Origin of the sequence: Bacillus sp. MZGC1 (assembly GCF_002998605.1) — a bacterium.
Classification (GTDB): domain Bacteria; phylum Bacillota; class Bacilli; order Bacillales; family Bacillaceae; genus Bacillus.
This window is the reverse complement of sequence record NZ_PVRE01000001.1, coordinates 924114-947314: the sequence shown is the minus strand read 5'-3', so window position 1 is coordinate 947314 and position 23201 is coordinate 924114. Positions and strand designations below refer to the sequence as shown.

General features: G+C 41.4%; 28 protein-coding genes and 2 pseudogenes. 4 read left to right on the top strand and 26 right to left on the bottom strand.

Annotated features, from left to right (window positions below; all coding sequences use genetic code 11):
- Window positions 1-3 precede the first annotated feature (3 nt).
- From C6Y06_RS04785 to C6Y06_RS04715, 16 genes are all read right to left on the bottom strand, one after another.
- Window positions 4-216 carry a YqzN/YkzM domain-containing protein gene (locus tag C6Y06_RS04785; RefSeq protein WP_003212736.1) on the bottom strand — a complete coding sequence of 71 codons (213 nt, stop codon included), beginning with the start codon at window positions 214-216 and terminating at the stop codon, window positions 4-6.
- Window positions 203-658, bottom strand: a complete 456-nt coding sequence (locus C6Y06_RS04780) for a phage tail terminator family protein (protein ID WP_066030489.1) — start codon at window positions 656-658, stop codon at window positions 203-205. The genes C6Y06_RS04785 and C6Y06_RS04780 overlap by 14 nt, the downstream gene beginning before the upstream one ends.
- Window positions 659-662: 4 nt before the next feature.
- On the bottom strand, window positions 663-1163 hold the full coding sequence (locus tag C6Y06_RS04775; protein WP_106036560.1) for an HK97 gp10 family phage protein: 501 nt from the start codon (window positions 1161-1163) through the stop codon (window positions 663-665).
- Window positions 1160-1516, bottom strand: a complete 357-nt coding sequence (locus C6Y06_RS04770) for a YqbH/XkdH family protein (RefSeq protein ID WP_034659744.1) — start codon at window positions 1514-1516, stop codon at window positions 1160-1162. Before C6Y06_RS04770 ends, C6Y06_RS04775 begins: the two co-directional genes overlap by 4 nt.
- The gene (gene yqbG, locus C6Y06_RS04765) at window positions 1513-1896 is read right to left on the bottom strand and encodes a protein YqbG (protein WP_066030488.1); all 384 of its coding nucleotides are present in this window, start codon (window positions 1894-1896) and stop codon (window positions 1513-1515) included. Before yqbG ends, C6Y06_RS04770 begins: the two co-directional genes overlap by 4 nt.
- A gap of 13 nt (window positions 1897-1909) precedes the next feature.
- Window positions 1910-2833: a phage major capsid protein gene (locus C6Y06_RS04760; RefSeq protein ID WP_034659746.1), complete on the bottom strand. Its 924-nt coding sequence runs from the start codon at window positions 2831-2833 to the stop codon at window positions 1910-1912.
- A 22-nt stretch (window positions 2834-2855) separates the two neighbouring features.
- Window positions 2856-3944, bottom strand: coding sequence for an XkdF-like putative serine protease domain-containing protein (locus C6Y06_RS04755; RefSeq protein ID WP_066030487.1), 1089 nt, complete (start codon window positions 3942-3944; stop codon window positions 2856-2858).
- Window positions 3945-3982: 38 nt separating this feature from the next.
- On the bottom strand, window positions 3983-5440 hold the full coding sequence (locus tag C6Y06_RS04750; RefSeq protein ID WP_095285856.1) for a phage portal protein: 1458 nt from the start codon (window positions 5438-5440) through the stop codon (window positions 3983-3985).
- Window positions 5437-6738, bottom strand: a complete 1302-nt coding sequence (locus C6Y06_RS04745; RefSeq protein WP_189288310.1) for a PBSX family phage terminase large subunit — start codon at window positions 6736-6738, stop codon at window positions 5437-5439. Before C6Y06_RS04745 ends, C6Y06_RS04750 begins: the two co-directional genes overlap by 4 nt.
- Window positions 6739-6746: 8 nt before the next feature.
- On the bottom strand, window positions 6747-7391 hold the full coding sequence (gene terS, locus C6Y06_RS04740) for a phage terminase small subunit (RefSeq protein ID WP_034659751.1): 645 nt from the start codon (window positions 7389-7391) through the stop codon (window positions 6747-6749).
- Window positions 7392-7543: 152 nt separating this feature from the next.
- Complete coding sequence (locus C6Y06_RS04735) at window positions 7544-8062, bottom strand: sigma-70 family RNA polymerase sigma factor (RefSeq protein ID WP_106036558.1); 519 nt, start codon at window positions 8060-8062, stop codon at window positions 7544-7546.
- 119 nt (window positions 8063-8181) lie between these two features.
- The gene (locus C6Y06_RS04730; protein ID WP_034659753.1) at window positions 8182-8388 is read right to left on the bottom strand and encodes an XtrA/YqaO family protein; all 207 of its coding nucleotides are present in this window, start codon (window positions 8386-8388) and stop codon (window positions 8182-8184) included.
- A complete protein-coding gene (locus tag C6Y06_RS04725) occupies window positions 8385-8783 on the bottom strand; it encodes a RusA family crossover junction endodeoxyribonuclease (protein ID WP_106036557.1) in 399 nt (132 codons plus the stop codon). Before C6Y06_RS04725 ends, C6Y06_RS04730 begins: the two co-directional genes overlap by 4 nt.
- A 50-nt stretch (window positions 8784-8833) precedes the next feature.
- Window positions 8834-9076: a hypothetical protein gene (locus C6Y06_RS04720; RefSeq protein ID WP_095285854.1), complete on the bottom strand. Its 243-nt coding sequence runs from the start codon at window positions 9074-9076 to the stop codon at window positions 8834-8836.
- Window positions 9054-9206: a hypothetical protein gene (locus tag C6Y06_RS20015; protein WP_164847178.1), complete on the bottom strand. Its 153-nt coding sequence runs from the start codon at window positions 9204-9206 to the stop codon at window positions 9054-9056. Before C6Y06_RS20015 ends, C6Y06_RS04720 begins: the two co-directional genes overlap by 23 nt.
- A 49-nt stretch (window positions 9207-9255) precedes the next feature.
- On the bottom strand, window positions 9256-9465 hold the full coding sequence (locus tag C6Y06_RS04715) for a helix-turn-helix transcriptional regulator (protein ID WP_223251428.1): 210 nt from the start codon (window positions 9463-9465) through the stop codon (window positions 9256-9258).
- 158 nt (window positions 9466-9623) lie between these two features.
- On the opposite strand from C6Y06_RS04715, the gene C6Y06_RS04710 reads away from it, so the two are divergent.
- The 3 genes from C6Y06_RS04710 to bioB all read left to right on the top strand — a co-directional run bounded on the left by C6Y06_RS04710 (window position 9624) and on the right by bioB (window position 11709).
- Entirely contained in the window at window positions 9624-10001 is a 378-nt protein-coding gene (locus tag C6Y06_RS04710; RefSeq protein ID WP_034659756.1) for a helix-turn-helix domain-containing protein, read from the top strand.
- Window positions 10002-10200: 199 nt separating this feature from the next.
- Window positions 10201-10551 carry a hypothetical protein gene (locus C6Y06_RS04705; protein ID WP_034659757.1) on the top strand — a complete coding sequence of 117 codons (351 nt, stop codon included), beginning with the start codon at window positions 10201-10203 and terminating at the stop codon, window positions 10549-10551.
- Between the two features lie 162 nt (window positions 10552-10713).
- Complete coding sequence (bioB, locus tag C6Y06_RS04700; protein WP_034659758.1) at window positions 10714-11709, top strand: biotin synthase BioB; 996 nt, start codon at window positions 10714-10716, stop codon at window positions 11707-11709.
- A 41-nt stretch (window positions 11710-11750) separates the two neighbouring features.
- On the opposite strand, the gene C6Y06_RS04695 is transcribed toward bioB, so the two are convergent.
- The 4 genes from C6Y06_RS04695 to C6Y06_RS04680 all read right to left on the bottom strand — a co-directional run bounded on the left by C6Y06_RS04695 (window position 11751) and on the right by C6Y06_RS04680 (window position 15156).
- Entirely contained in the window at window positions 11751-12224 is a 474-nt protein-coding gene (locus C6Y06_RS04695; RefSeq protein ID WP_106030412.1) for a stress protein, read from the bottom strand.
- Window positions 12225-12594: 370 nt separating this feature from the next.
- Window positions 12595-13428 (bottom strand): undecaprenyl-diphosphate phosphatase, encoded by an 834-nt coding sequence (locus C6Y06_RS04690; protein ID WP_106036584.1) that lies wholly within the window; start codon window positions 13426-13428, stop codon window positions 12595-12597.
- A 127-nt stretch (window positions 13429-13555) separates the two neighbouring features.
- Window positions 13556-14698, bottom strand: coding sequence for an AI-2E family transporter (locus C6Y06_RS04685; protein ID WP_034659761.1), 1143 nt, complete (start codon window positions 14696-14698; stop codon window positions 13556-13558).
- A 65-nt stretch (window positions 14699-14763) separates the two neighbouring features.
- On the bottom strand, window positions 14764-15156 hold the full coding sequence (locus tag C6Y06_RS04680; protein WP_095285853.1) for a DoxX family protein: 393 nt from the start codon (window positions 15154-15156) through the stop codon (window positions 14764-14766).
- 201 nt (window positions 15157-15357) lie between these two features.
- Between C6Y06_RS04680 and C6Y06_RS04675 the strand changes: the two genes are divergently transcribed.
- Window positions 15358-16362 carry a Gfo/Idh/MocA family protein gene (locus tag C6Y06_RS04675; protein ID WP_034659763.1) on the top strand — a complete coding sequence of 335 codons (1005 nt, stop codon included), beginning with the start codon at window positions 15358-15360 and terminating at the stop codon, window positions 16360-16362.
- Between the two features lie 61 nt (window positions 16363-16423).
- Here the strand turns inward: C6Y06_RS04675 and C6Y06_RS04670 are convergent, their stop codons facing one another.
- The 6 genes and pseudogenes from C6Y06_RS04670 to C6Y06_RS20560 all read right to left on the bottom strand — a co-directional run.
- Complete coding sequence (locus C6Y06_RS04670) at window positions 16424-16948, bottom strand: type 1 glutamine amidotransferase domain-containing protein (protein WP_034659764.1); 525 nt, start codon at window positions 16946-16948, stop codon at window positions 16424-16426.
- A gap of 90 nt (window positions 16949-17038) precedes the next feature.
- The gene (locus C6Y06_RS20585) at window positions 17039-17992 is read right to left on the bottom strand and encodes a methyl-accepting chemotaxis protein (protein ID WP_376745187.1); all 954 of its coding nucleotides are present in this window, start codon (window positions 17990-17992) and stop codon (window positions 17039-17041) included.
- Window positions 17984-19027: pseudogene (locus C6Y06_RS20580) on the bottom strand (HAMP domain-containing protein); the annotation flags it as partial. The gene C6Y06_RS20585 and the pseudogene C6Y06_RS20580, both read right to left, overlap by 9 nt.
- A 165-nt stretch (window positions 19028-19192) precedes the next feature.
- Window positions 19193-21169, bottom strand: a complete 1977-nt coding sequence (locus tag C6Y06_RS20675) for a methyl-accepting chemotaxis protein (protein WP_106036556.1) — start codon at window positions 21167-21169, stop codon at window positions 19193-19195.
- A gap of 176 nt (window positions 21170-21345) precedes the next feature.
- The gene (locus tag C6Y06_RS20565) at window positions 21346-22296 is read right to left on the bottom strand and encodes a methyl-accepting chemotaxis protein (protein WP_370876320.1); all 951 of its coding nucleotides are present in this window, start codon (window positions 22294-22296) and stop codon (window positions 21346-21348) included.
- Window positions 22291-23181: pseudogene (locus C6Y06_RS20560) on the bottom strand (HAMP domain-containing protein); the annotation flags it as partial. The gene C6Y06_RS20565 and the pseudogene C6Y06_RS20560, both read right to left, overlap by 6 nt.
- Window positions 23182-23201: the final 20 nt, after the last annotated feature.

The following is a 23201-nucleotide window of genomic DNA, read 5'->3' as shown; positions in this document are numbered from 1 at the left end:
CCTTTAAACCTCCTTGGACAAAAAAGCATCAATGTGCTTTTTCGCTTCTGTTTTTGTAATTGGTTGATGTTTGATATAAAAAAGAGCACCTTCAAGGATTTCTGGTTTAACCCCAAAAAGATCCTTACTGTGCTCTTTTAAGGCTTCAAATGAAAAGCCAAATTCTTTTTCTTCGCCAGCTGTTTGAGCGGGCTCTGCTTTTTTAGTCTTGCTCACGTTTGATCACCCCATCTGAAAAGTTGATATCTTCAAGGCTTGCTTGTTTGTCTCGGTTGTACCAATAACTGCTATCCCACGTCAGGACAATCGCTGCTACGCCTTGATCTATCATTCTGGTTTCCACTCTTTTTATGCGGACATAATCATCAAGCACCTCTCCATCTTCACTCATCATCTGAATCATTTGACGATCAGCAAGCAATGCATCAACAATTGTTTCTGCCGCGTCATGCGCTTTTCCTGTATCCATATGAAACACTTTTACTTGCAGCGAATAAGATTTCATAAACGTAGATACCGTATCTGGACCGCTGATGACTGTTACGGGCGGCACATAAACGGATGGCACTTGAAAACGCTCTGGCAAAAGTCGATCATACATTGTCACAGGAAAGTGTGTGTAAATATAATGCATGATTGCCCCGACTTCTTGATTCATTTCATCACCTCCCAAAATGTCGATCGAACCAGCTTTGAAGCTTTCGATCCAGCGACTGTTCAAACATTTGCTCATAGAGCATGACAGCATGATCCCAGTAGCCATTTCCATCTATCCATTGAGAGGCAAGCATCATTCCTGTCTTTGCATTCGGATCATATTCAAAGCGGCTGCCAGCCCATCTGCCAGGCGGCACCCATCTTCGCTCTCCACTTGAAGAAGTAGCATGTCCGTCATTAACATAGGAGGCATATTCAAGCTGCGTTCCCACTTCAAGCGTGAGACCACCTTTTGACATAAGAAAATGATTCTCCTTGTCTCCTTGCGTAAAGGAGCTTAGAAGCCGGCCTGTATCGACAGCATTCTCCTTGATTAGCTCATCCTGAATGATGTCCAAAAGCTCTAGGCCCATGTCTTGCAACAAATCTTGATATTCTGCTTTTAAGCCGCCGGCACACGCTGTTTCCAGCTGTGAAAGCAGCCGGTCAAGTCCATCAATTTTCATAGATTTTCCTTCCTGACTGCCATCACTTCAATGTGATGATTTTTCACTATTTTGGGCTGCTGCAACTTAAGTGAGACGCCGTTCCACACCATTTTGTCATGCAGGCGAATATCACTTGCTAAAGGGAAATGGACAAGATAGGACTGATAAATAACTGTATTCGGCTCTTCTTGCACAAGGGACTGATTCTTTTCTATGACATAACAAGCCAGATCTGTCAGGCTAGGAGCATCGGGATAGGAAAGAGTCATTTGTAAGTCATCAGCTGGAACCCCGAATTTTCCTCGGGAAGCCTCCTGATGTTCAAGGTGAAAAAGATCACAGCGGTCTGTTAATAAAGAGTGATAACTCATAATGATCTCACCTTTAATTTGGTACTGCCGCCAGTTAATGATGGTTCAATGTAATCGACAAGCAGGGCATATACATAAGGTTTGCCTTTCACTTGATCAGCTGCCTTCGCATATGAATAATCACCCATTTTTTCTGACGTAAAGCCTTTCATCATAGATTCGTCATCATTCAGCATGGCAAAATATTGGGCCATTTTTAATAATGCGATTCTTGCTTTTTCAGGAAGGGGCTGATATTTTTCGCTTGAGAAATCATGACCTACGATCTGAAATACCGAAGCTTCGGCTTCGATAATATCTGCTGTCAGTCTTTCTACAGATCGATTTTTCACACGCTCAAATACAGAATAGGCTTGCAGTTCTTCAGGAGAAATAATCATGGCCTGCCGTCACCTACTCTTTCACTTTCATCACTTTTGCTACAGCATCCTCTTCCTCAAATTTGCTGTCTAGCTTCGCTGTCAGGACAATAATAAATTTACGGCTGCGAATATCTTTTTCTACTTCAATTCGAATATTACGAGAAAAACCTACGATAATATTTTTAGGGTGTGTCAGCAAAATATCTGATACGTCTGTTCCCGCTTCGTCATATGGCTGCATATTGGCAAGACCTTTGACTGGCACACCGAATGCAGAAGAAAGTCCGCCTTGAATGACCGCATCTCCGAGATTTGTCTGACGGTTTGCTACTTGATCCTTCCACTCAACCTCTAAACTTGGGGATGTGTAGAAACGGAAATCCTGAGGTACACGTAAATATTTTGACGGCATCGCTTTATAGGCTTGTTTAAACATTTGGCGGCTAATTTCCGCTCCATTTGCATCAACAATATGAGATACTGCTTGTTTTCTCACGCCATCCATTTGGGCTAAAAATGGATCTGATGAAGTCGTATCCCCATTGACGATGAGCTCTTCAATATCGACCGCCGCTCGTTCAGCCAGCATTTGCATAATTGTCTGCTGGATTCCGTCTTTTTCAATATTGTTTTCAATACTGTCGTAGGTCATGTGAATCTCTGCAATGACCTCTTTCGCATTTAGCTGGACAGTGCTTGTCGCTGGGACAACACGGTCTTTTGCATCAAGCGCTTGGCCTTCTTCTGCTGGGCGCAAAATACGCTGGCCAAAGCCGATTTTTTCGATTTTTTGTGAATCACTTTCCATCGGAATGATGCGTGCATCATTTAAAACGGTTGGTGTGTTTTGCATCATTCTAATGAATGTGTTGGATTGGGTTGCGTTCATGAGACCGCCGGTTTTTAAGCTGGCAAGTGTCATTTCAGCCTTGCGAATCAACTCTTGATTTCTCACACTATTTCCTCCTTATTTAGGCTTATAGTAAGCCATCCCATATGGGTGTTGTTGTGTCGTTTTGTGTATCGTGGATTGTTTGTTTTGACATGCCCCGCGCCTTTTCAAGCATGTGAATCCGCTCTGAAATAGGCAAAAGCTGCTGCTCAAGCACTTCCTGCACCGCTGCTTTTTCTCTGCTGGCTGATTTCTCTAAGGAAGAGAGCTGCTGACGAATCGGTGCAACGACTTGCTCGAGCACTTTTTGGACAGGTTCTTCCCCGGTTTGATCTGTTTCTTGTTGTTCAGCCTGCTGTAAGACGTTTTCGATGGCCTTTTTTGCTTTTTCGAGCTCTCGTACTTGATCTGTCGTCAAAGCAGCATCTTCCTTTTGTACGGCGGCTGGCCTTTCACCAATCGTTTGAAGTACATCCTCTGTCTTCAGGATATCCTGCATGATTGGAATGAGCTGTTCTAAGGCAGCTCTTACATCCGCCTCATCACCATCACTTGACTGTAAAGTTTCCAGCAGATGGTCTAAAACGTTCCAAAATGATTGTGACATGTTTGCACCTTCCTCTTTTAAAAAGAAATTTTTCAGCAAAGAAAAAAGCCCTCTCTCATTCGTGCCTTGAGATAGAAGCTGATCTTGTTCTTCTATGGCGACGATATCCGCCGTTCCAGCCATTGAATAGCCTGTAATGTGGCCCTTCTGAATTTGATCCCAAATCTCTTGGGAAGCTTTTGTCACAAGCACCCAAGACCCTTTTCGAATCAGCTCGCCGCCTACCTCTACATCAGCCGGAGCAATATACGATTCAACCACTTCGCCAACACCATCCTGAAAATCATGCTGCTTGTCAATATGACGGGCATCCTTCATAAAGCCGTGTGCCGCTCTTTCAATTTCCTTGGCTGTCATAAAGTCTTGATGTGCATCAGGCGTATTCGGCTCATACACGACACCGTACACGAGGCGATGAGCATCTTCTGCCTTTGTCAGGACACTGACCTCCTTTTGAAAGTCAGGCCGCTTTTTCTTTGCTTTCATCAAAAAGAATTTCTTCTTGTTCGCTGCTTTGTCCACGTAGGAAACATGCGTAATTTTAGCGTTTTTTAGTTCTCTTGGCATATGTTCACCCCCTTTCAAAAAAGTGCACGCGCTTCTGTTTATTTCGTCAGCTGATCCGGCTCTGGTTGAGGCTTTTCTTCAGCTGATTTCATGCGGCTTTCTAAAGGTCGGTGATATAGTTCCTCAGGCCATTCTTCTAGCGTTTTTCCGAGAATTCTTCCTGCTAGATCGCGCAAATCGTTAGGTGACACTGCCCCCGCCTGAATAAATGGCGTCAGTACCTTGGCAATCTCTAATGGGTCTCTAAAATCAGGACCATTTAATAGAAAACGGACATGCCAAATATCAAGATCCGGCAGGAAAAGAGTATTGAGTTTTCCTGTGATGAGATGCCGTTCCGGCTGAAATACCTGCTCTTCTGTTGTTTTACGCGCCGTATCTGCTGTCGCTTTGTTATAGTCTTGAGACTCACCTGTGTAAATTGGAGGAAGGCGAAACGCAGAGCGGATTTTGTTTCTTGTTTTTTCATCGTATTCTAAAAAGAGCGCATCTTCTTGCAGGATCTCGGCTAGGGATTTAAAGTTCACTTTGACATTTGAGACATCTTCTTCTCCCGTTAACCCTTTTTCTGTCGGTAGACCTTCAACTTCAAGCAATAGAAACTTATGTGCATGATCAGATCCTTCAATATCGTCCATATAATCTTGAAGCTGCTGATAAGAGGATTCTGACAGCATGCCATTTTCGACAATGATGGCACCTGGTACATGCCGCCCTTGTTTAAAATAAAGATAGTTCAGCTCCTCTGCCTTGCGTGCTCCGTACATATTGACGATGTTGCCAATCCAGCGGGGAATCCCATACGTTCCACTGCCAATTTTAAAATGAATCACTTCTGTTGCGCGAAGCGGCTCTGGTGTAGTGTCATCGTACTTGCCTGTTTCACAGTGCAAAATGCGCGGATCACCATACTCCTTGAAGAAGACTTTCTTTTCGTTGATTACCTGTACATATTTACGGAATCGTTTCTTTCGATTCATTGTCTTCATTTCGCCATTTTCGGTGTACCTGAATTCGACGTCGACTGGCTCACTAAGCTTGCAAATGCGGATATGAAGCGCATCTAAATACTCGATTCCTGCCGGCTTTCCTTGTCCATCTCTCAGCACCTCTAAAAAACCATTGCCCGTTTTCTCTCGGTCTTCGAGGACATAGCCAAGAATCACATCAGCGGACTCATCATAGTTCATGTACTTCGTAAACTCTTCAAGTCTTGTCCATTCCTTCTCTGCGGCTTTCTTTTTTGCCGGTTTTACACCTTCTGCATTAAAGTCAAAGGCGTATTCTACCCCAAACCCAAAGCCTAAAATATTGGTTTTGTACGCATCAATACATTGCTGAAGAATGGTTGAATATTCTGCCATGCTTTTTAATTCATTGATGTTGTAAGGCGGGGGAACAATGTCATCTTTTTCGTAGGAAAATTCATCTGCATACATTTGTTTTGTATGATCAGACATGTTTGCCTTCATAATCGTTGCTTTCAATTGTTTCATTGTATAGACCTCCTCTCTCTGTTTGGGCGGACACGCTCCGAGGCGGTCTGTTTCAAATCCGTCACTTCATAATCATCCAGCGCATACCAAATGGCTGATAATGTGTGTGGATCGATTTGAAATTCATCTTCCTCTAAACGGCCATCCTTATCTGCCTTATAGGTCAGTGATTGAAGTTCATAGATTGTGTACGGACAAGCATCAGAGCAAATGATTTTCTTAAACCGTTTGATCTTTTTCGTATACTGCAAACGTGAGCCTTGGTATTTATGTGCAGCCACCATTTGAAATCCACGCTGCCGAAAATAGTGAATGGTTTTAGGCTCGGCTGCGTCAGCTTTGATGAGTTCCTTTGATTCAATGAACTCTTTTAGATCAACGGCTGTTTCATCATCTGTTTTTCCGCGGTCGTAATATTCCCAGTAAATATATAAGTACTTTTTTTCATGATCGACGGCTAATCGAATGAGCGCATTGTACGATTCAACAAATCCAAAATCCATGCCTGCTCGTTTCAGCGGCCTGTCAATCTGCTGAATCGCTTCTAATACATCAGAATGATTTCTCACCTCAAATTGAGGAAAAACCTTTGTTCCATTGATGCCAAAATAGCCCTTCCTCGCAATTCGATAGAGGTCTGGGTCGTATTCTTTCAGCTCATCCAGCTGCTTCACATAGCTTTTAGGGAGAAATAGATTATCTTCCGCTGTGGAGTGATGGTAGTACGTATCCTTGATGACAACGGTGCGCTTTTTGTATAAGGTTTCGTCATCTAGGACAAATCGCTTCAGCTGTTCATCTCGAAAGAAATGTCTGTACGTCCAATTATCTTGACCAACAGGATTGGTCGATAACATCATATAAAGCGGTAAGGACGGATGCCTCAGCCTTCCAAGCAGCTCTTTAAAGCCTTCATAAGAAACCTCTGAACACTCTTCAATCCAAATGATCGAGATGTTGTTGATCGATTTCAATTTCTCAGGCTTGTCCAGTCCTTTGAATAAGATGCTGCTGCCATTTCGAAACGTCAAGGCAAGCGGCGAACTTCGGCACTTCACCACATGATCGATGTCAAGATCGCTGACGATCTCTTGTAATAGAGAAAATGTTGATTCACGGTGCGTATCATATACTTCTCGAATGACAAGTGCTGTCCGTTTTTCTTCCAGCAGCTTTAAAATGAGTTTTAACGCAATGTGATAGCTTTTGGAGGAGCCGTAGCCGCCTACTAAAAATTGAAACTTCTGATTCCAATCGAATAGAAAATGTTCAAAGTGAGGATTGACTTCTTTTTCAATCAATGAAGTCATGAGTTATCCTCTTTTCGCTTGATCATGATGTGAAGATCTTCCTCTTTTTCTTCGCGCACTGCTTTTTTTGTTTTTTCGATGGTCAGTTCAATTTGCTTTAGCCTTAATCTTCGTTCATCCTTCGCATGTGCGAGCTCTTCAAACTGTTTAATGAGACGCCTGAGCTCTCCCATTGCACGGGATTGGGCATTTAAAAAAGTGGCATGCCGATCCCATGAAAATTGAAACGAATATTCTTCTGTGCTGATTTCTTGTTCTGGCTGAATGCCTTCTACTGTTTCTTCTAATGAAGAAGGCATGTATGCCGCCTTTTTCAGCTCTTTGATCATGTCATCTTGATCTGACACATACATGATGCGCTGCGCCCGAATAATGGCAGCATATTGAATTTGAATTTGATCCCAGATTAAATCAAGCGATGTACGCCCGCCCATTTTCTCCATGATTTCAATTGTTTCATCTGAAAGAAACTGATTGAAGATCGAGTGTGCCTGCTTTGACGAACCTTTTTGCCTTTGCCATCCGTATCGTCTTTTCCATGATTTCACGGTATGGATCGAGACATTGTAATGATCAGCAATTTGCTGGTACGTCATCCCTTTCATATAATCTTGCTTGGCTCCTATCCGTTTATCTTTCATTTACATTCACCTGCCGCCTCCTTTTAATTCGAACGATTTCCTGTGAAGGAATCATTTGTGTAGGGCTAGCAAACATCCGTTTGGTCTTTCTAACTATAGGTGGCAACTGTAAGACAAGTGCTGCTCCATTTATTTTGTAAAAGAAAAAACGCCTATTCAGCTGCTTCGAATAGACGTTCTTGTACTTTTTTGGACATCTTTGTCCGAGCTCTCTCCATATGTTTTTGGACAGTTCCTTTTTTCACATCCAGCATAACCGCAATCTCGCTAAACGATAATCCTTGTGTTGTGTGCATGAAGAATACGTCCTTTTCTCGATCCGTTAAAACGGACAAGGCTTCGTCAATTCGTTTCTTGTCCCGCTCACTGAATTCTCTTTCATTCTCTTGGATGAGGGTATATTCATGTGATAAAGCCTCTAACACTTCTGGATTTGCTAGGATGGTGCGCTGATAGACTGAACGTCTATCTAATCCTCTGCGTGCGCCTGGCTGTCTGCCAATTTGAAGCCATTCCACGACGTATTCGAGATCGCTGACCATACTGGCGATAATTTTTTTATCATGCTTCTCTTGATCTGACAGCTGTTTCTCTTCTTTTTCTCTATATGGTTCATATCTTTTTCTAGCATCCTTTAATGCTCGTTTGTATTCGATGAGTAAATCTTGCATATTGGCTCTCTCCCTTTTTTAAGAAAATAAAAAACGGACACCAATCAGTCCCCTTTTCATAGGGTCTTGATCAGTGTCCGCAGGCTTTCCGTCTTGGACGTATTATGTTGTGTTGTGATCTAGCTGATTTTAAAACCAATCTCGTGATCTACTCTTGCAAAGTGACCTTTTGCCGTTTGAATAATGGTTTTTCCATGTTCAGGTACATCCAACTTATAAGCCGTTCCTACATTCCCATCTAATACGATGACTTGAATTTTTCCTGTTTCCATCTCACCGACAAATGTCTGGTTTTCTTGAATGAATAATTGTTTTGGCTCGTTCATATGCTTGTCTCCTTATTTGGTGAGGATTTCGTGCCATCACCTATCGCATTTAAAATGATTTCAATTCTTGGACGCATACTATAAAACTGGGAAACTCTTAAATCGACAATCTGTAGAGGGACCTTATCCGCAATAGAATGAAGTGCTTCTTGAATATGTTGTAGTCTTGGCTGAAAGATGCTGACGTGCACCGGGCGTATCAAACCTTTTTCTGCGTATGTACGCTTGTTTTGACAGTCAGCTATGTCAAGCGGCATGTCGTCAAATAAGCGAATCTCGAGTGATAGTGCGCCTTTTATTTTATGCGGGCATTGTGCTTTTGCAGCTGCTCGTATTCTTTTTATCAATGTATCTTTTGTTAAAAACTCTGCCTCAATGATAAAATGGATGACCATGTTAGAATCTCCCGTCATCCTTTTCAAACTGACGGATGTCTTGTTCGTTTTTACTCGCTTTGAGCAAGCATTTGAGGATTGTCATAATTTGCTTCCATCGTTTCACGTCGCCTTGATTCCTCCTTTTTTGCTTCAGCGATCTTTGCCGCCAAGAGGTTCATGTATGTTTGCTTATCTTCTACCGTGGCAAAAACAAACACCGGTTTCTGATGATGAAAGGTGATCCAGCCGCCAGCTTGGACTAAACAAAGCTGCGCTTCCTTTCTGGCATCAAACGTCATCTGATGTTTCATCTTCTTCAAATCCCTCCAGACTGTCCTCAATCTCTGTTTGATATCCATAACGTTTCATGTCATATGACCAGTAGCTTTTTGGATATCCAAAGTCATTCATCTGCGCTACCATTGGATGTTCAATATTCATTCTCTCCGTCTCCCCTTTTCTAAGAAATGGTCTTCCTTTAGAGAATTACTCATTTCGTGTAACTTTTGGTCAAAAAAAGCTCTTGAACACCCCTATTCAGCAGATCTGCAATATGCTTTGCGATTTCTAAGCTAGGCTTCGTTCTGCCCATTTCTATATTTGCATAGCCGCTCGTGTACTTATATCCTAATTTTTTCGCCATATAGGTTTGTGTTTTTCCTTGTAAAATGCGTTCTTCTCGTAAATGTTCAAGTTTCATCTTTCCACCTCTTACTCAATATGTGTAAGTTATATTCATTATGATAATATACACGAAACGAGTAAGTCAATCATTTTTTATTCTTTTTGTGTAATTATTTATCTTTTCCGTGTAATTCATGATAAAATTTACTCATAACATGAAAAAAGGTGTTTCCAATGGATAATTTGACTGGAAAGATTTTAACTGAATTAAGAGAGAAGCATGGATGGAGCAAGTCAACGGTTGCTAAAAAACTCGGATTAAAGGCGATGTCCACCTATGCAAATTGGGAATATGGCTTGAGAAAGCCCGACGGTGAGATGATTGTGAAAATCGCCGAGTTATATGGGGTCTCAACGGATTATCTTCTCACAGGTAAGGACAAAGGCGGAACTGATGCCGACCTTGCAGACGATCCTGATTTGCAAATTGCGTTTAAGGCTGCCTCCGATTTTTCCGAAGAAGCACGAAGACAAACCATCGATTTTATTCACTACATTAGAGAAAAAGAGAAGCAAAAAGGCCGTCAGCCAAAACAGCGAGACGACGATTGATGATCTCTTTTCATAAAGCTTTACATTGCTGGGATGAGCCCAGCTTTTTTTTATGCCTCTTTTTCCCCTAAAAAAGAGAAGGCATATGAATAATATATGACAATTTTCACCATAAATACTCTTTTTTCTACATAATTTTATTGACATATAATTCTATTATTATTAATATATGTATATACCAAAAAAAGGAGTGTTACCGATGAAAAAATTAATGAAAGCTTGTACATTGTCTTTAGCTGCTTTAGGTGCTCTTACGTTCTTCCAAACTGAAGGTGCTCATGCAGCTGCACAGCCAAAAGAACCAGTCATAGCAAAAGCTCCTATTATGAATAAAGTAATTACGTTGACCCGTACGCTTCCTGTAGGTTCTTCGATCGCCGTCTCTCTTCCAGCAAGCCAAATTACTGTGACGGGCGCAACTTATGCGATTCAATTAGATCAAACAGCTCCAAACTTCACTTGGATTCGTGCCGTACAACGCGGTTCAGTGACGGTTTCTTACTATAATTCACTTGGAGAACGTGTGATTAACTATATTACTGTTCGATAAGCCATATTGCTTTACATATGAAAAGGCGATGACTTCATGATCATCGCCTTTTTGTGTGTCTACATGTATATTCATAGACTTCATTTATCCAATGCTTGCCAACGACCATCTCTTATGTTAACTTTTAATAAAAATAAGTTAACATAATGAGAGGAGCTTATGATGGGAAAACAAATATCTTTGTCTTGGGAAGCGATGGCGGAGAAAGCGCTGAAAAATGAACGGATCACGCTGCAAGAAGGTCTAGACATTCTTGCAGCTGACGATAAAGAATTATTATCTATGATGCATGCAGCCTATCAAGTACGATTTCATTTTTTTCAAAACAAGGTGAAATTAAATATGATTTTTAACGCAAAAAGCGGTTATTGTCCTGAAAACTGTGGTTATTGTTCACAGTCGATCATTTCAAAAGCACCGGTTGAACGATATACAATGCTTGATCAAAAAACGATTGTGGCTGGCGCGCGTGAGGCGCTCAAGAGAAAAGCGGGGACTTATTGTATTGTCGCAAGCGGCAGAGCACCTTCTCACAGAGAGTTAGATGAGGTGACGGCAGCAGTAAAAGAGATCACTGAGACCATGCCTTTGAAGGTGTGTGCATGTCTTGGGTTATTAAATGAAGACAAAGCGAGGCGGCTGAAGGAAGCAGGGGTTCATCGGTATAATCACAATATCAATACACATCAAGATCATCATGCTCACATTACGACAACTCATACATATCATGATCGTTTGTCGACCCTTGAGGAGGTCAAACAGTCCGGCATGTCACCTTGCTCAGGGGTTATTATTGGGATGGGTGAAACCAACCAGCAAATTGTTGAAATGGCTTTTGCGCTCAGAGCCCTTGATGCGGATTCAATTCCAGTCAACTTTCTTCATGCAATCGAGGGAACACCGCTTGAGCATCAAGAACGAACACATCCGATCAAAGCATTGAAAGTGTTGGCGCTCATGAGGTTTGTCAATCCAACCAAGGAAATTCGAGTATCTGGAGGCAGAGAGTTCAATTTACGGACGCTTCAGCCGCTTGCCCTTTATGCGGCAAATTCCATTTTCGTAGGCGATTATTTAACAACAAAAGGCCAGCAAGTCCAAACGGATCATCACATCATTGAAGATTTAGGTTTTGACATAGAAGAATGTGCGTTATAAAAAAAGTCTGCCGGTGAATCGGCAGACTTTTGGCAATAAGATTAGAATCTTTTATGGAAATCGACAGTGCCGCTTCCTTCCTCACGGTCAAAGCTGCCAACAAATGTCCAGTTAATATAGCCGCCGTCACCATTGTTGACGAACGTACCATCTTCAAATACCCAAATACCAAACGTAATACCATCATATTCAACACTATCATAGTAGACAACATTGTTCAGTCCGCTAAAGTCATGATCTTGGCTTAAGTTTTGGACAACTACGTTATAGTTTTGACCTGCTTCATAGAAGGCACTGTACGCCGCATTTTTTACAAATCCATCACGATTTTGAGATGATTTTACTGCTTGTTCAATTTTATCGGCAATGGCTACTGGGTCAATAGAGACACTTCCATCAACACCTGTTGTCGTCGCAGCTTCAGCCGTTTGACCAAAAGTCGTAAGAGATAGAGGGGCAGCAACCATTGACGTAGCAATCATAGAACTAACAACAAATTTGCTTGTTTTTCTCATTATTTCTAACTCCTCCTTTAATTGGTATGTTTATGTACTACCCCTTCCTCTGTCTCTTAAACACTAAATTATGAAAAAACTTCTTTTTCTACCAATTAAGAGGGTGATTTTACTGTTTAAAAGAGCTGAAACAACAAAAAAACTACTCTTTTATAAGAGTAGTTTCAGATTGTTGACAAAGGGCTAAAATGATCTTTATTTTAGCCCTTTGTCTTCTTTTCAGCTCAGCGTGTTTGAAAACCTTTGCAGTCTAGGAAGGACGAGCACCGGAGCGGAGCACATTCGTGAGCACCGGCGCGCAGACCTGACAACGAATGCGAAGGTTTGTCTACACGCTGAAACTACTCTTTTATAAGAGTAGTTTACAGCATTACATGAACAGGATAAATAAAATCACACCTAGGATAATTCGGTATATCGCAAAAGGCACAAGTTTGATTTTATTGATCAGTTTTAGGAAGAATCGAACAACAAAGAGAGCCACAACAAATGCACTCACAAAGCCGACGATAAAGAATGGCAGCATGTCTGTTGTTAAATATTCGGAATTTTTCACAAGTGTTAAGAAGCTTGCGCCTGCCATAATCGGCATCGCCATGATAAATGTAAAATCAGCTGCAGCACGGTGATTCAAACCAAGAATAACCCCGCCTGCAATCGTCGAACCTGAGCGAGAGAAGCCTGGCCATAATGCCAAACATTGAAACAGTCCGATATAAAGCGCCTGTTTGTACGTCATGTTATCGACAGAGCTTGTTTCTGTTTTACGTTTATTGATCCAGTCAGCGACAAGCATCAGCACTGCGCCTAAAATCAAACCGACAGCGACTGTTCTCACGTCAAACAAGTATTTATCAATATAGTCTTCAAATAAGAATCCTAAAATGACGGCTGGGACGAGTCCTACTGCAATTTGAGCAATAGTCAGCTTATGCCCGCTGCGCTTTTGTTCTTCGGTGATATTTTTCTTTAAGCCTAACAAGTTCAAAATACGATCCTTGAACACAATCATGACAGCTAAAATAGAACCTAACTGAATCACGACTTTAAATGTGTTTGCCGCCTCTGGCGTAATGATTTCCTTTGATTTTAACCATAGATCATCGACTATGATCATGTGACCTGTAGATGAGACAGGTGCATACTCTGTTAATCCTTCGACAATTCCTAAAACCAGTGCCACGAATAAATCCCATAGATTCATGATTTTCTTTCCTTTCAATTCTGATCTTTTGAACAGGCCAACCATCTATGTCCACATAAAGACAAGCTTTCTTCATCGAAAGCTCGTCTTTATGATACTATATTTTTTTCAAAAAAAGATTATGACATTAAACCTTTTCTTCTTTGTACAAATTGGATCGCATTTTGAACCAATCAAACAAGTGGGTCGTGATGACCTTCAGGACGGCATATGTTGGAATCGCGACAATGATGCCGACTACGCTGAACAATTTACCTGCTGTTAATAGAACAAAAATAATCGTGATCGGATGGATATGAAGGTTTTTCCCCATGACCTGAGGTGAAATAAATTTCCCTTCAATGAGCTGAACCACTGTCCAGACAATGATGAGTTTTAAAAGCATCACTGGTGATGTCACAAGCGCAATCACAATCGCTGGTGTAATCGCAATCGTTGGACCAAGGTAAGGCACCACACTTGTACATGCCGCAATGATCGCCAGCAGCAACGCATAGTCAAGTCCAATAATCAGATAACCGATTAAAAGAAGAACACCAATACAGAAGCTGACAATGATCTGTCCGAGAATATAAGAGCTCAGGCGATGGTTCATTTCGTGAAGCACGATATGTGTATGATCTCTAAACTTATTCGGAATAAATTTCAGGAAATAGTCAGGCAATTTTTTACCGTCTTTTAATAAATAAAACAGAATGAACGGAACGGTCACGATCGAAATGATGATTTCGGTGAGCGCCCCTAAGAAAGTCCCTACACCGGTAAAGGTGCTTTCCAAAATCTTCGTCGCTTGACTTGACGCTTTACTCACCAATTCAGAGACGTTAAAATTCATCGCTTTCTGCGCTTGATTAATAAAGTTGCTTCCCGTTAGTTGGCGAATCTGTTCTTCTACCGTATCAACATATTTCGGAAGGTTATGAAACAGACTCATCGTTTGTGCTTGTAAAAAAGGAATAATAGACACAATGGTCACTGTAATGATACCAATAATGACAATATATAAAAGCAAAATTGAAAAGATCCGTTTGACTCTAAACCTCTCTAACAAGTTGACAATCGGATTTAATAAATAATACACGACCCCCGTTAAAATAATCGGTAAGGCGATGGTTTTGACGAGTACAATGAGCGGTGTGAAAATAAAAGATGTTTTCATGAAAACAAGGATATTCAATCCGATTAATAGCAGGACGAGTAAAAAGAGAACAAACTTGTTATCAAGAAAAAATTTTCTAAATCGACTGCTCCACATTTGCATAGAATTCATATCGTTCCTCCAAACTCGGGCTATTTTATTAATAAATTGTACACTATCTGATCATGATATGGTGGTCATTGTTTCAGCTTTTTTTCCCATTTCGCAATGGACATCGCCCATATAATGAGAATCGGCTGTCCAATAAGCCTTATCCATAGCAAGGCCTGATCTGTGCTTTTTTGACCTGGAAATGGAATTCCCTCTCGTGCAGCAAATAAGTTTGCAGGGAAAATGAGTACAAGATAGACAGCCATGATTTTTGCTGCTGCAATCCTGACATTTGGCAAAAGTAGCAAGACAGCCAGCAGCCATTCAAGGCATGCAGTCGCATAGACTATCACATATGGAAATGGCCAGCCTGGCATCATACGGGCAAAGCCGCTCGGCTCTATCACATGAAAAATACCGGCTGCTATGAATAAAAGCGCAAAGACGTATGTACTTCCTATATGCAGGGTGCGCTTCATGTTCGTTTCCTCCTCTCCCTTCTATCAGAGTATTACCCGAATGAAGGAAGAAACTACCCACTTTTCGTACATTTATATCCTTTATGTAAGACGCATCAGCCTATATAAAGGTTTCATCCGCTCTTCAATAAAAAGAATGTTCTTTCATACAAACGCTTTCAAAGGATGTATAATCAGAGAAAAGCAGAAGGAGGGAATGACATGATTCGATTTGCTGTCATCGGAACGAACTGGATTACAGATCGATTCTTACAGGCCGGTGAAGGAGCAGCTGATTTTACATGTACAGCCGTCTATTCACGGTCCGCTGAAAAAGGCCAGGCATTTGCCGAAAAATACGGGATTGATACAGTTTTTACGAACTTACATCAAATGGCGGAAAGTGATGCGTTTGATGCCGTGTATATTGCAAGTCCAAATGCCCTTCATAAGGAGCAGGCCATGTTGATGATGGAGCACCAAAAGCACGTTTTATGCGAAAAACCATTCGCCTCTCACCGAAAAGAAGTGGAAGAGATGATTGCTGCAGCGAAAAAACATCAAGTGTGTTTAATGGAAGCGATGAAAACGACATTTCTGCCAAACTTCCTGCAAATCAAACAGCATCTTGATCAGCTCGGGCCCATTCGGCAAGTGGTCGCTCATTACTGTAAATATTCCTCAAGATACGATGCTTACCGAAATGGCGAGATTCCAAATGCTTTTAAGCCTGAATTATCGAATGGTTCTTTAATGGATATCGGTGTGTATCTTGTCTACCCGGCGATCTATTTATTTGGTCTGCCGAATCAAATCACCGCGAGAGGCTATAAGCTTTCTTCTGGTGTAGATGGGAGCGGCTCTGTCCTTTTACAATATGACGGGCATCAAGCACTCCTTTTCCATTCTAAAATTTCAACGTCTCATTTATCTGCGGAAATTCAAGGAGAGGACGCCACGATGGTGATTGATCAATTCCACCGTCCTTCGCGTATCACGATCCACGATCGTCAAGGACATCAAACCGATATCTCTCTCAAAGATGATCAGCCAGCCATGTATTATGAAATCTGTCATTTTATTGAGTGTATTCAGCAAGGAATGGGTCAGTCTCCAGTCAATACATTTGCCTTATCTGTTCAAACCATGTCCGTCATGGACGAGGCGAGAAGACAAATGGGTGTGATGTATCCTGCCGACAGACAAAATGAATGGGGCATGAAATGATAAACAAAGGGCGAACATGATGTGTCTGTTCGCCCTTTGTTTTTTGTTTCAGATCCTTTGTTTATGTTGCCGCTAACACATCCGCAAATGCTTTCACATATGGAGGGAGATCCGGCGGACGTCTGCTCGAGACGAGGTGGCCATCTGTGACGACTGCTTCATCAAACCAGTCCGCTCCAGCATTTGTCATATCATCTTTAATACCAGGTGTACTTGTTACTTTTTTGCCTTGCAGGATTCCTGCTGAAATCAGCACCCAGCCAGCGTGGCAAATTTGCCCGATTGGTTTTGCCTTTGCATCAAATGAACGAACAATGTTTAACACTTCTGGATAACGGCGCAGTTTATCTGGTGCCCATCCACCAGGGACAAGCACAGCATCATATTCATCCGCTTGAATGGAATAAAATTCTGCATCAGATACAGCCGGCACACCGTATTTTCCGATGTACTCATGATTTGCTTTTTCTCCTACAAGATGCACAGTTGCCCCTTCTTCTCTTAAACGCAGAACCGGATACCATAGCTCTAAATCTTCAAAATCATCACTGACAAACGCAATGACCTTCTTATCTGATAAACGCATAACATCTCTCCTATTCTTTCGATTTCCTCTATTGTACGAGATGACCTCTTAAAAAGAAAAGCGGTTCCCCTTGAGGAGAACCACTTGATCTTATTCGCTGATCTTGAATTTTTTAATTAAATCACGTAATTCTTCCGCCATTTGGGAAAGAGTCGTAGATGAAGAACTAATCTCTTCCATAGAAGCAAGCTGTTCTTCAGCAGATGCGGCGATATCTTGGATGCTTGCTGAACTCTCTCGTGATACATCTGCAATTTCATTCACCGCTTTAGAAATTTGCTCTGATCCTTTTGAAAGCTCGCGTACTGTTGTATTCATTTCATTGATTCTTGTTGCGATTTCCGCTGTTTGCAGATTAATTTGTGAGAAGCTTTCTTTCGTTTGATCTGTAATGGAAAGACCATTCTTCACTTCTTCATTCACTGATTTGAACATATTTTGAGATGTTTCGATTTCAGATACGATTTCTTTCACAAGCTTTTCAATCTCTTTTGCTGAATCCGATGATTGAACTGCAAGTTTACGCACTTCTTCTGCGACAACAGAGAAGCCTCTGCCTGACTCACCTGCACGTGCTGCTTCAATGGCAGCATTGAGTGCAAGTAAATTCGTTTGATCCGCAATGCCATTAATCACGCCTAGAATGTTTGTGATATCTTTTGATTTATGCTCCAGCCCGTTGATCACCCCTTCAGCTTCTTTCACTGAATGGTCGATCGTCTTCATTTGGCCAACGGTTTGCTCCACAAGCTGCCCGCCTGATTCCGCGACTGTTTTTGATTGAATAGATGACGCTGTGATGACATCAGACGTTTCTGCGACTTCGTTCAGTCCTTCGTTCATTTGTTTTAAATGAGACGCGCTTTGCTCCACCATTTCGCTTTGATTTTCGTTGCCGTTTGAGAATGATTCAATAGATGATGTAATATGTTCGGTTGCTTTTGTTGTTTGACCTGCACTTGCCGTCAGTTCTTCAGATGAAGAAGCCACGTTTTCTACAGATGTTTGTACAGCTTGAATGACATCTCTTAATGACTCACTCATTTCATTAAAGCTTGTGCCTAGCTGTCCAATTTCATCTTTTGACCGGACATCAATTTTTTCTGTTAAATCTCCCTCACTGATCTTCCTTGAGGAAGAGACAAGTATAGAAAGTGGTTTTGTAATGGAACGGATGATCAAGAAGATCAGAATCCCGCCAATGATGAGCGCGCCTGCTAAAATGATAGCGGCCATGTTAAAGACTGGCTGTGCAGCTTCTTCTACTTCCGTCACAAACATCGTACCGACAATTTTCCAGCCAGTCGCTTTGTTTGTGGTGAACTCCATTTGCTTTTCTTTTCCTTCAAACATATAACTCATAGAACCTTCATCTTGTGAATAAAGCTTTTCTAGCCATTCCCCAGATAATTTGGATCCAGCTTTTTTCGTTGGATGGGCAACAAAGGTACGATCCGGACTTCCGATAAAGGCATAGCCTTGTTTCCCAATGTTTATGCTATTTGACTCTTTTACTAGATTCGCAATGTCTAGGTTCATTGCAATGACGCCTGATCCGTCCTCTAACTTTTTAGAGATTGTGACCACAAGCGTACCGGTTGAAGCCGTTGGATACGGTGCTGAAACAGACAGCTCCCCGTTTTTCGCCCAGCCGTCTTTATACCAATCCCGCTCCGTTGCGACATAGTCAGCAGGCATTTTTTTATTAGGATATCTTGAAAACACTTTGCCATCACTTGAAGCGACAAAAATGCCTTCTGTGTCATCATTCATACTCATGAACTGCTCAAAGCGCCCTTGAATATCTGTCGTGCCTTTTTGCTTAAGCTTTTTCTCCGTGATCCATTTGCTAAAGAAATCGGCTGCGTCTGTTTTCACTTTCACAACCTTCGTAATATTTTTATCTAGCTGCTCTACGTTCTCCTTGGCGCTTTGCATGATTTGATCATTTAAAGAGGTGCTCGCCGTATGATATGAAGAGAATGCCAATACAATGATTGGGCATAAGAGAATAAATAAGAAAGAGAATACGAGCTTTTTTGAAATAGATGGCTTCCTGAAATACTGTATGAATTTCATAAAAAAGAAAACTCCTTTTAGTAAGATAGTATATATATCGGAAGTACTACTAGGTTGTTTACTTTTTTAATTTATTAAAGTCTAAATAAGTCCAAAACACCCAAATTATATGCATCGAATGGAAAAACACCTGACGTCAAAACGTCAGGTGCTTCCCTATATCTCTTACATTTTAAATTGTTTAATGAGCTCTCTTAGCTCTTCTGCCATCTGAGATAACGTGGCAGAGGATGAGCTGATCTCTTCCATAGATGCCAGCTGTTCTTCTGCGGATGCTGCGATATCTTGGAAGCCTGCGGAACTTTCTCTTGAAAGCTCTTTGATTTGATTCACCGCATGTGAAATATCATTTGAGCCATGCGAGAGTTCTTTGGCGGTTCCGTTCATTTGTTTCATTTGTTCTGTCATTTCTGATGTTTTATCGGTGATTTTCTCAAAGCTGACTTTCGTTTCATCTGTAATGTTTAATCCAGCTTGTACTTCACCTGCTACTTGTTTAAACATTTTCTGTGACTTTTCAATTTCCTCCACAATCTCGTTCGTCAGGCTTTCAATTTCCTTTGAAGAGCTTCCTGATTGCTCTGCCAGCTTACGAACTTCTTCTGCAACAACAGAGAAACCTCTGCCTGCTTCTCCTGCCCGAGCGGCTTCTATCGCAGCATTTAAAGCAAGGAGATTGGTCTGGTCAGCAATGCCGTTAATGACACCCAGAATGTTAGTAATATCCTTTGATTTCTGCTCTAAGCCTTGAATAACAAGCTCTGCTTCTTTCACTGCCTGCTCGATGGTTTGCATTTGACCTGCTGTTTTTTGAACGAGTTCTCCACCAGCCTGAGCCGTTTTGCTCGAATCAATCGACGATTCCATCATATGTGAGGTCGTATCGACCATATGGGATAAGCTGCGATCCATTTCGTTCAACTGGACTGAGCTTTTTTCGATCATATCATTTTGGTGTTCAGTGCTGTTTGAGAACTGTTCAATAGACGATGTGATATGCTCAGTCGCTTGGGTGGTCTGTCCTGCACTTGCTGTTAATTCTTCAGAAGAGGCGGCCACATTTTCAATGGAATTCTGAACAGCTTGAATGACGTGTTTCAGCTTTGCTGACATCTCGTTAAAGCTCTGCGCAAGCTTCCCGATTTCATCGTGCGTACGAACTTCAATATGCTGGGTCAGATCACCCTGACTGATTTTCTCAGCCGATTCAGAGAGCTCTATCAGTGGCTTTCGAATCGATTTAATAATAAAATAAATCGCGATTCCGCCTATGGCCATCGCAGCTGCCAGTATGATCATTGTTAAGTCGAGAACTGGCTGTGCAGCTTCTTTGACTTCGCCCGTATACATTGTTCCAGCAAGCTTCCAGCCTGTTGCTTCATTTGTGTCAAAAAACATTTGCTTCGGCTGTCCATTGTATTCATATTTAAAGCTGCCTTGTTTTTTATCATACAATTTCGAGATGAAATCACCTGTCAATTTCGCCCCAGGCTTGTCTGTTTTATGGGCAATATAATGCTGATCTGCAGTCGCGACAAACGCATAGCCTTTTTTGCCAATTTTGATGCTGTTTGTATCTTTCACGATCGTGTTCAAGCGCACATTGATCCCAATCACACCAGAACCATCTGCTAATTGTTCTGATATTGTGATGAGCAGGTCATCTGATGACTTGTCGACAAAAGGATCTGAAATGATGAGTTTCTCATCTCCCATCGATTGTTGAAACCACGATTCGTTTTTTGCGCTCGAGGCACTACCTTTGTGAATCTTGGAATATTCAGTTAGTTTACCATTTTGATCTGCAATGAATACTTCCACCACATCTTCATCTGTTTCCGATAATTGCTCTAATTTCACCTTGAGTAAATCCTTGTTTTTAGAAGCCAATTCACTCTTTTTCACCGATTTGGCTAAATAGGAAACGATATCAATTTTAGGCTGTACATCTTTATTAATGAGTTCGTTTAATTGCTGAACACCATTTGCAGCACTAGACATAATCTCATCATTGAGAGACTTTGAGGCCACTTCATAAGAAAATGCTGCCAATACGAGAATTGGCACTAGGAGAATCGCTAAAAATGCAGTAATTAATTTCTTCGACATTGTAAAGTGCTTAAAAAAGTTGATTTTTTTCATGACTCTACTCCTTTTGAATTATGATTTGTGGTCTTCCCCTTCTATTCTTAGGTAATACGAATTATTTTTCAAGACTTAATGTTCAAAAATTAATCAAAATGATCAAATTAACCTATTTCTTTTGATTTACTTAATGAAAAAAGAGCCCTCTAGCTGAAGGACTCTTTTCATTATGTCTATTCGACTTTAAATTTGCTGATCAAATCACGCAATTCTTCTGCCATTGATGAGAGCGTAGCAGAGGATGAGCTGATTTCTTCCATTGATGCCAGCTGTTCTTCCGCTGAAGCCGCTATGTCTTGAATGTTTGCGGAGCTTTCACGTGAGACGTCTGCAATCTCACGGACAGCCTCTGACACATGGGCAGAGCCATTTGAAAGCTGGATAACCGTTTGATTCATCGTTTGAAGCTGGTCAGAAATTTCTTTTGTCATTTCGAAAATATTATGGAAGCTGGCTCTTGTTTGTTCAGTGAAGCTTAAGCCTGATTGAACTTCTCGATTCACCGCAGTGAATACTTCCTGTGATACATCGATGTCTTGAACGATCTCTTTAATCAAATTCTCGATTTCTTTCGCCGAATTGGCTGATTGAACAGCCAGTTTTCTTACTTCTTCTGCTACAACAGAGAAGCCTCTGCCAGATTCCCCAGCTCTTGCTGCTTCGATTGCTGCATTTAGCGCAAGTAAATTCGTTTGGTCAGCGATTCCATTGATGACACCTAGAATTTGTGTAATGTCTTTTGATTTACTTTCAAGAGCGCTGATGACATTCTCTGCTTTTTTCACGGATTGATCAATGACATTCATTTGAGAAGCGGTTTTTTCCACAAGCTGTCCGCCTTCCCCTGCGATATCTGTTGATTTGATCGATGAAGCAGTAATGGATTCAGCCGACTCATTCATGTGCTGAAGGCCTCGGTTCATTTCTTCTAACTCGTCTGAGCTGGATTCGACTTTGTCATTTTGACTTTCATTTCCATTGGAGAATTGTTCAATGGCTAGTGTAATATGCTCTGTTGCTTTACTTGTTTGACCTGCGCTGGCGGTCAGTTCTTCTGATGAAGAAGCGACATTTTCGACTGAAGTTTGGACGGCACCAATGAGGGTTCTTAATGAGTCAATCATTGTATTAAAGCCTTTCCCAACTTGGCCAATTTCGTCATCTGATTGGATCTCAAGCTTATCGCGCAAATCACCTTCGCTTACTTTTTTCGAGAAACGGGCAAGGTTGGATAATCTTTTAGATATAGAGCGGACGATAAAGAAGATGAGGGTACCTGCTACGATAAGTGTCACACTGAACACAATAATGGCTGTATTGAAAACGGGCTTTGCTGCATCTTCTACTTCTGATACGAGCATCGTTCCACCGATTTTCCAGCCGGTTAATTCATTGGTCACATACGCAACCTTTTTATCTATCCCTTTGAGTGTGTAGCTGCCGCTTCCTTCTTTGTTTTTAAAAATAATATTTGCCAGATTCTCATTGACCTGACTTCCTGGCTTTTGGGTCGGATCTGCTAAAACTGTTTTATCTCTCTCCATGATGAAGGCATAGCCTTTTTGCCCAATTTTGATTTCTTTTAACTTTTGCAGCAGGGTGTCAATTTCCATATCAAGTCCAATAACACCTGAACCATCTTTCATTTTTTGAGTAATGGTGATGACCATTTTGCCTGTGGAGGCTGCTACATATGGTTTTGTGATGACTTGTTTGCCGTTTTCTGCATTGAGCGCTTCTTGATACCATGGACGCTCTCTTGGATCGTAGCCATCAGGCATCTTTTGAACAGGATATTGCATAAACAATCCCTTTTCGGAACCTGCATAGATAGCAGAAACATCTTTTTCATTAATTTTTCCAAATTGCTGCAATTCTTTAATGGTCGCATTTCTATTTTTTTCTTGAAGATTAGACGCTTTGAGTGAGTCTGTAAACAGGGTCACAGCATCTGCTTTGTTTCCTATATTCTCATTGATTAAGGTATCAAATGCATTGACTTGACTCATCGCACTGCCCATAATCTGTT

Coding starts and splice junctions, on each gene's coding strand:
- C6Y06_RS04680 (WP_095285853.1), bottom strand. CDS start 15,156: ATGAAGCGCACCCTGCATATAGGAAGTACATACGTCTTTGCGCTTTTA.
- C6Y06_RS04730 (WP_034659753.1), bottom strand. CDS start 8,388: ATGAACGAGCCAAAACAATTATTCATTCAAGAAAACCAGACATTTGTC.
- C6Y06_RS04675 (WP_034659763.1), top strand. CDS start 15,358: ATGATTCGATTTGCTGTCATCGGAACGAACTGGATTACAGATCGATTC.
- C6Y06_RS04705 (WP_034659757.1), top strand. CDS start 10,201: ATGAAAAAATTAATGAAAGCTTGTACATTGTCTTTAGCTGCTTTAGGT.
- C6Y06_RS04720 (WP_095285854.1), bottom strand. CDS start 9,076: ATGAAACATCAGATGACGTTTGATGCCAGAAAGGAAGCGCAGCTTTGT.
- C6Y06_RS04735 (WP_106036558.1), bottom strand. CDS start 8,062: ATGCAAGATTTACTCATCGAATACAAACGAGCATTAAAGGATGCTAGA.
- bioB (WP_034659758.1), top strand. CDS start 10,714: ATGGGAAAACAAATATCTTTGTCTTGGGAAGCGATGGCGGAGAAAGCG.
- C6Y06_RS04685 (WP_034659761.1), bottom strand. CDS start 14,698: ATGAATTCTATGCAAATGTGGAGCAGTCGATTTAGAAAATTTTTTCTT.
- C6Y06_RS04750 (WP_095285856.1), bottom strand. CDS start 5,440: ATGAAACAATTGAAAGCAACGATTATGAAGGCAAACATGTCTGATCAT.
- C6Y06_RS04770 (WP_034659744.1), bottom strand. CDS start 1,516: ATGAGTTATCACTCTTTATTAACAGACCGCTGTGATCTTTTTCACCTT.
- C6Y06_RS04710 (WP_034659756.1), top strand. CDS start 9,624: ATGGATAATTTGACTGGAAAGATTTTAACTGAATTAAGAGAGAAGCAT.
- C6Y06_RS20585 (WP_376745187.1), bottom strand. CDS start 17,992: ATGAGTGAGTCATTAAGAGATGTCATTCAAGCTGTACAAACATCTGTA.
- C6Y06_RS20565 (WP_370876320.1), bottom strand. CDS start 22,296: ATGATTGACTCATTAAGAACCCTCATTGGTGCCGTCCAAACTTCAGTC.
- C6Y06_RS04690 (WP_106036584.1), bottom strand. CDS start 13,428: ATGAATCTATGGGATTTATTCGTGGCACTGGTTTTAGGAATTGTCGAA.
- C6Y06_RS04775 (WP_106036560.1), bottom strand. CDS start 1,163: ATGAAAATTGATGGACTTGACCGGCTGCTTTCACAGCTGGAAACAGCG.
- C6Y06_RS20015 (WP_164847178.1), bottom strand. CDS start 9,206: ATGAATATTGAACATCCAATGGTAGCGCAGATGAATGACTTTGGATAT.
- yqbG (WP_066030488.1), bottom strand. CDS start 1,896: ATGATTATTTCTCCTGAAGAACTGCAAGCCTATTCTGTATTTGAGCGT.
- C6Y06_RS04715 (WP_223251428.1), bottom strand. CDS start 9,465: ATGAAACTTGAACATTTACGAGAAGAACGCATTTTACAAGGAAAAACA.
- C6Y06_RS04725 (WP_106036557.1), bottom strand. CDS start 8,783: ATGGTCATCCATTTTATCATTGAGGCAGAGTTTTTAACAAAAGATACA.
- C6Y06_RS04755 (WP_066030487.1), bottom strand. CDS start 3,944: ATGCCAAGAGAACTAAAAAACGCTAAAATTACGCATGTTTCCTACGTG.
- C6Y06_RS04695 (WP_106030412.1), bottom strand. CDS start 12,224: ATGAGAAAAACAAGCAAATTTGTTGTTAGTTCTATGATTGCTACGTCA.
- C6Y06_RS04670 (WP_034659764.1), bottom strand. CDS start 16,948: ATGCGTTTATCAGATAAGAAGGTCATTGCGTTTGTCAGTGATGATTTT.
- C6Y06_RS04780 (WP_066030489.1), bottom strand. CDS start 658: ATGAATCAAGAAGTCGGGGCAATCATGCATTATATTTACACACACTTT.
- C6Y06_RS20675 (WP_106036556.1), bottom strand. CDS start 21,169: ATGAAAAAAATCAACTTTTTTAAGCACTTTACAATGTCGAAGAAATTA.
- terS (WP_034659751.1), bottom strand. CDS start 7,391: ATGAAAGATAAACGGATAGGAGCCAAGCAAGATTATATGAAAGGGATG.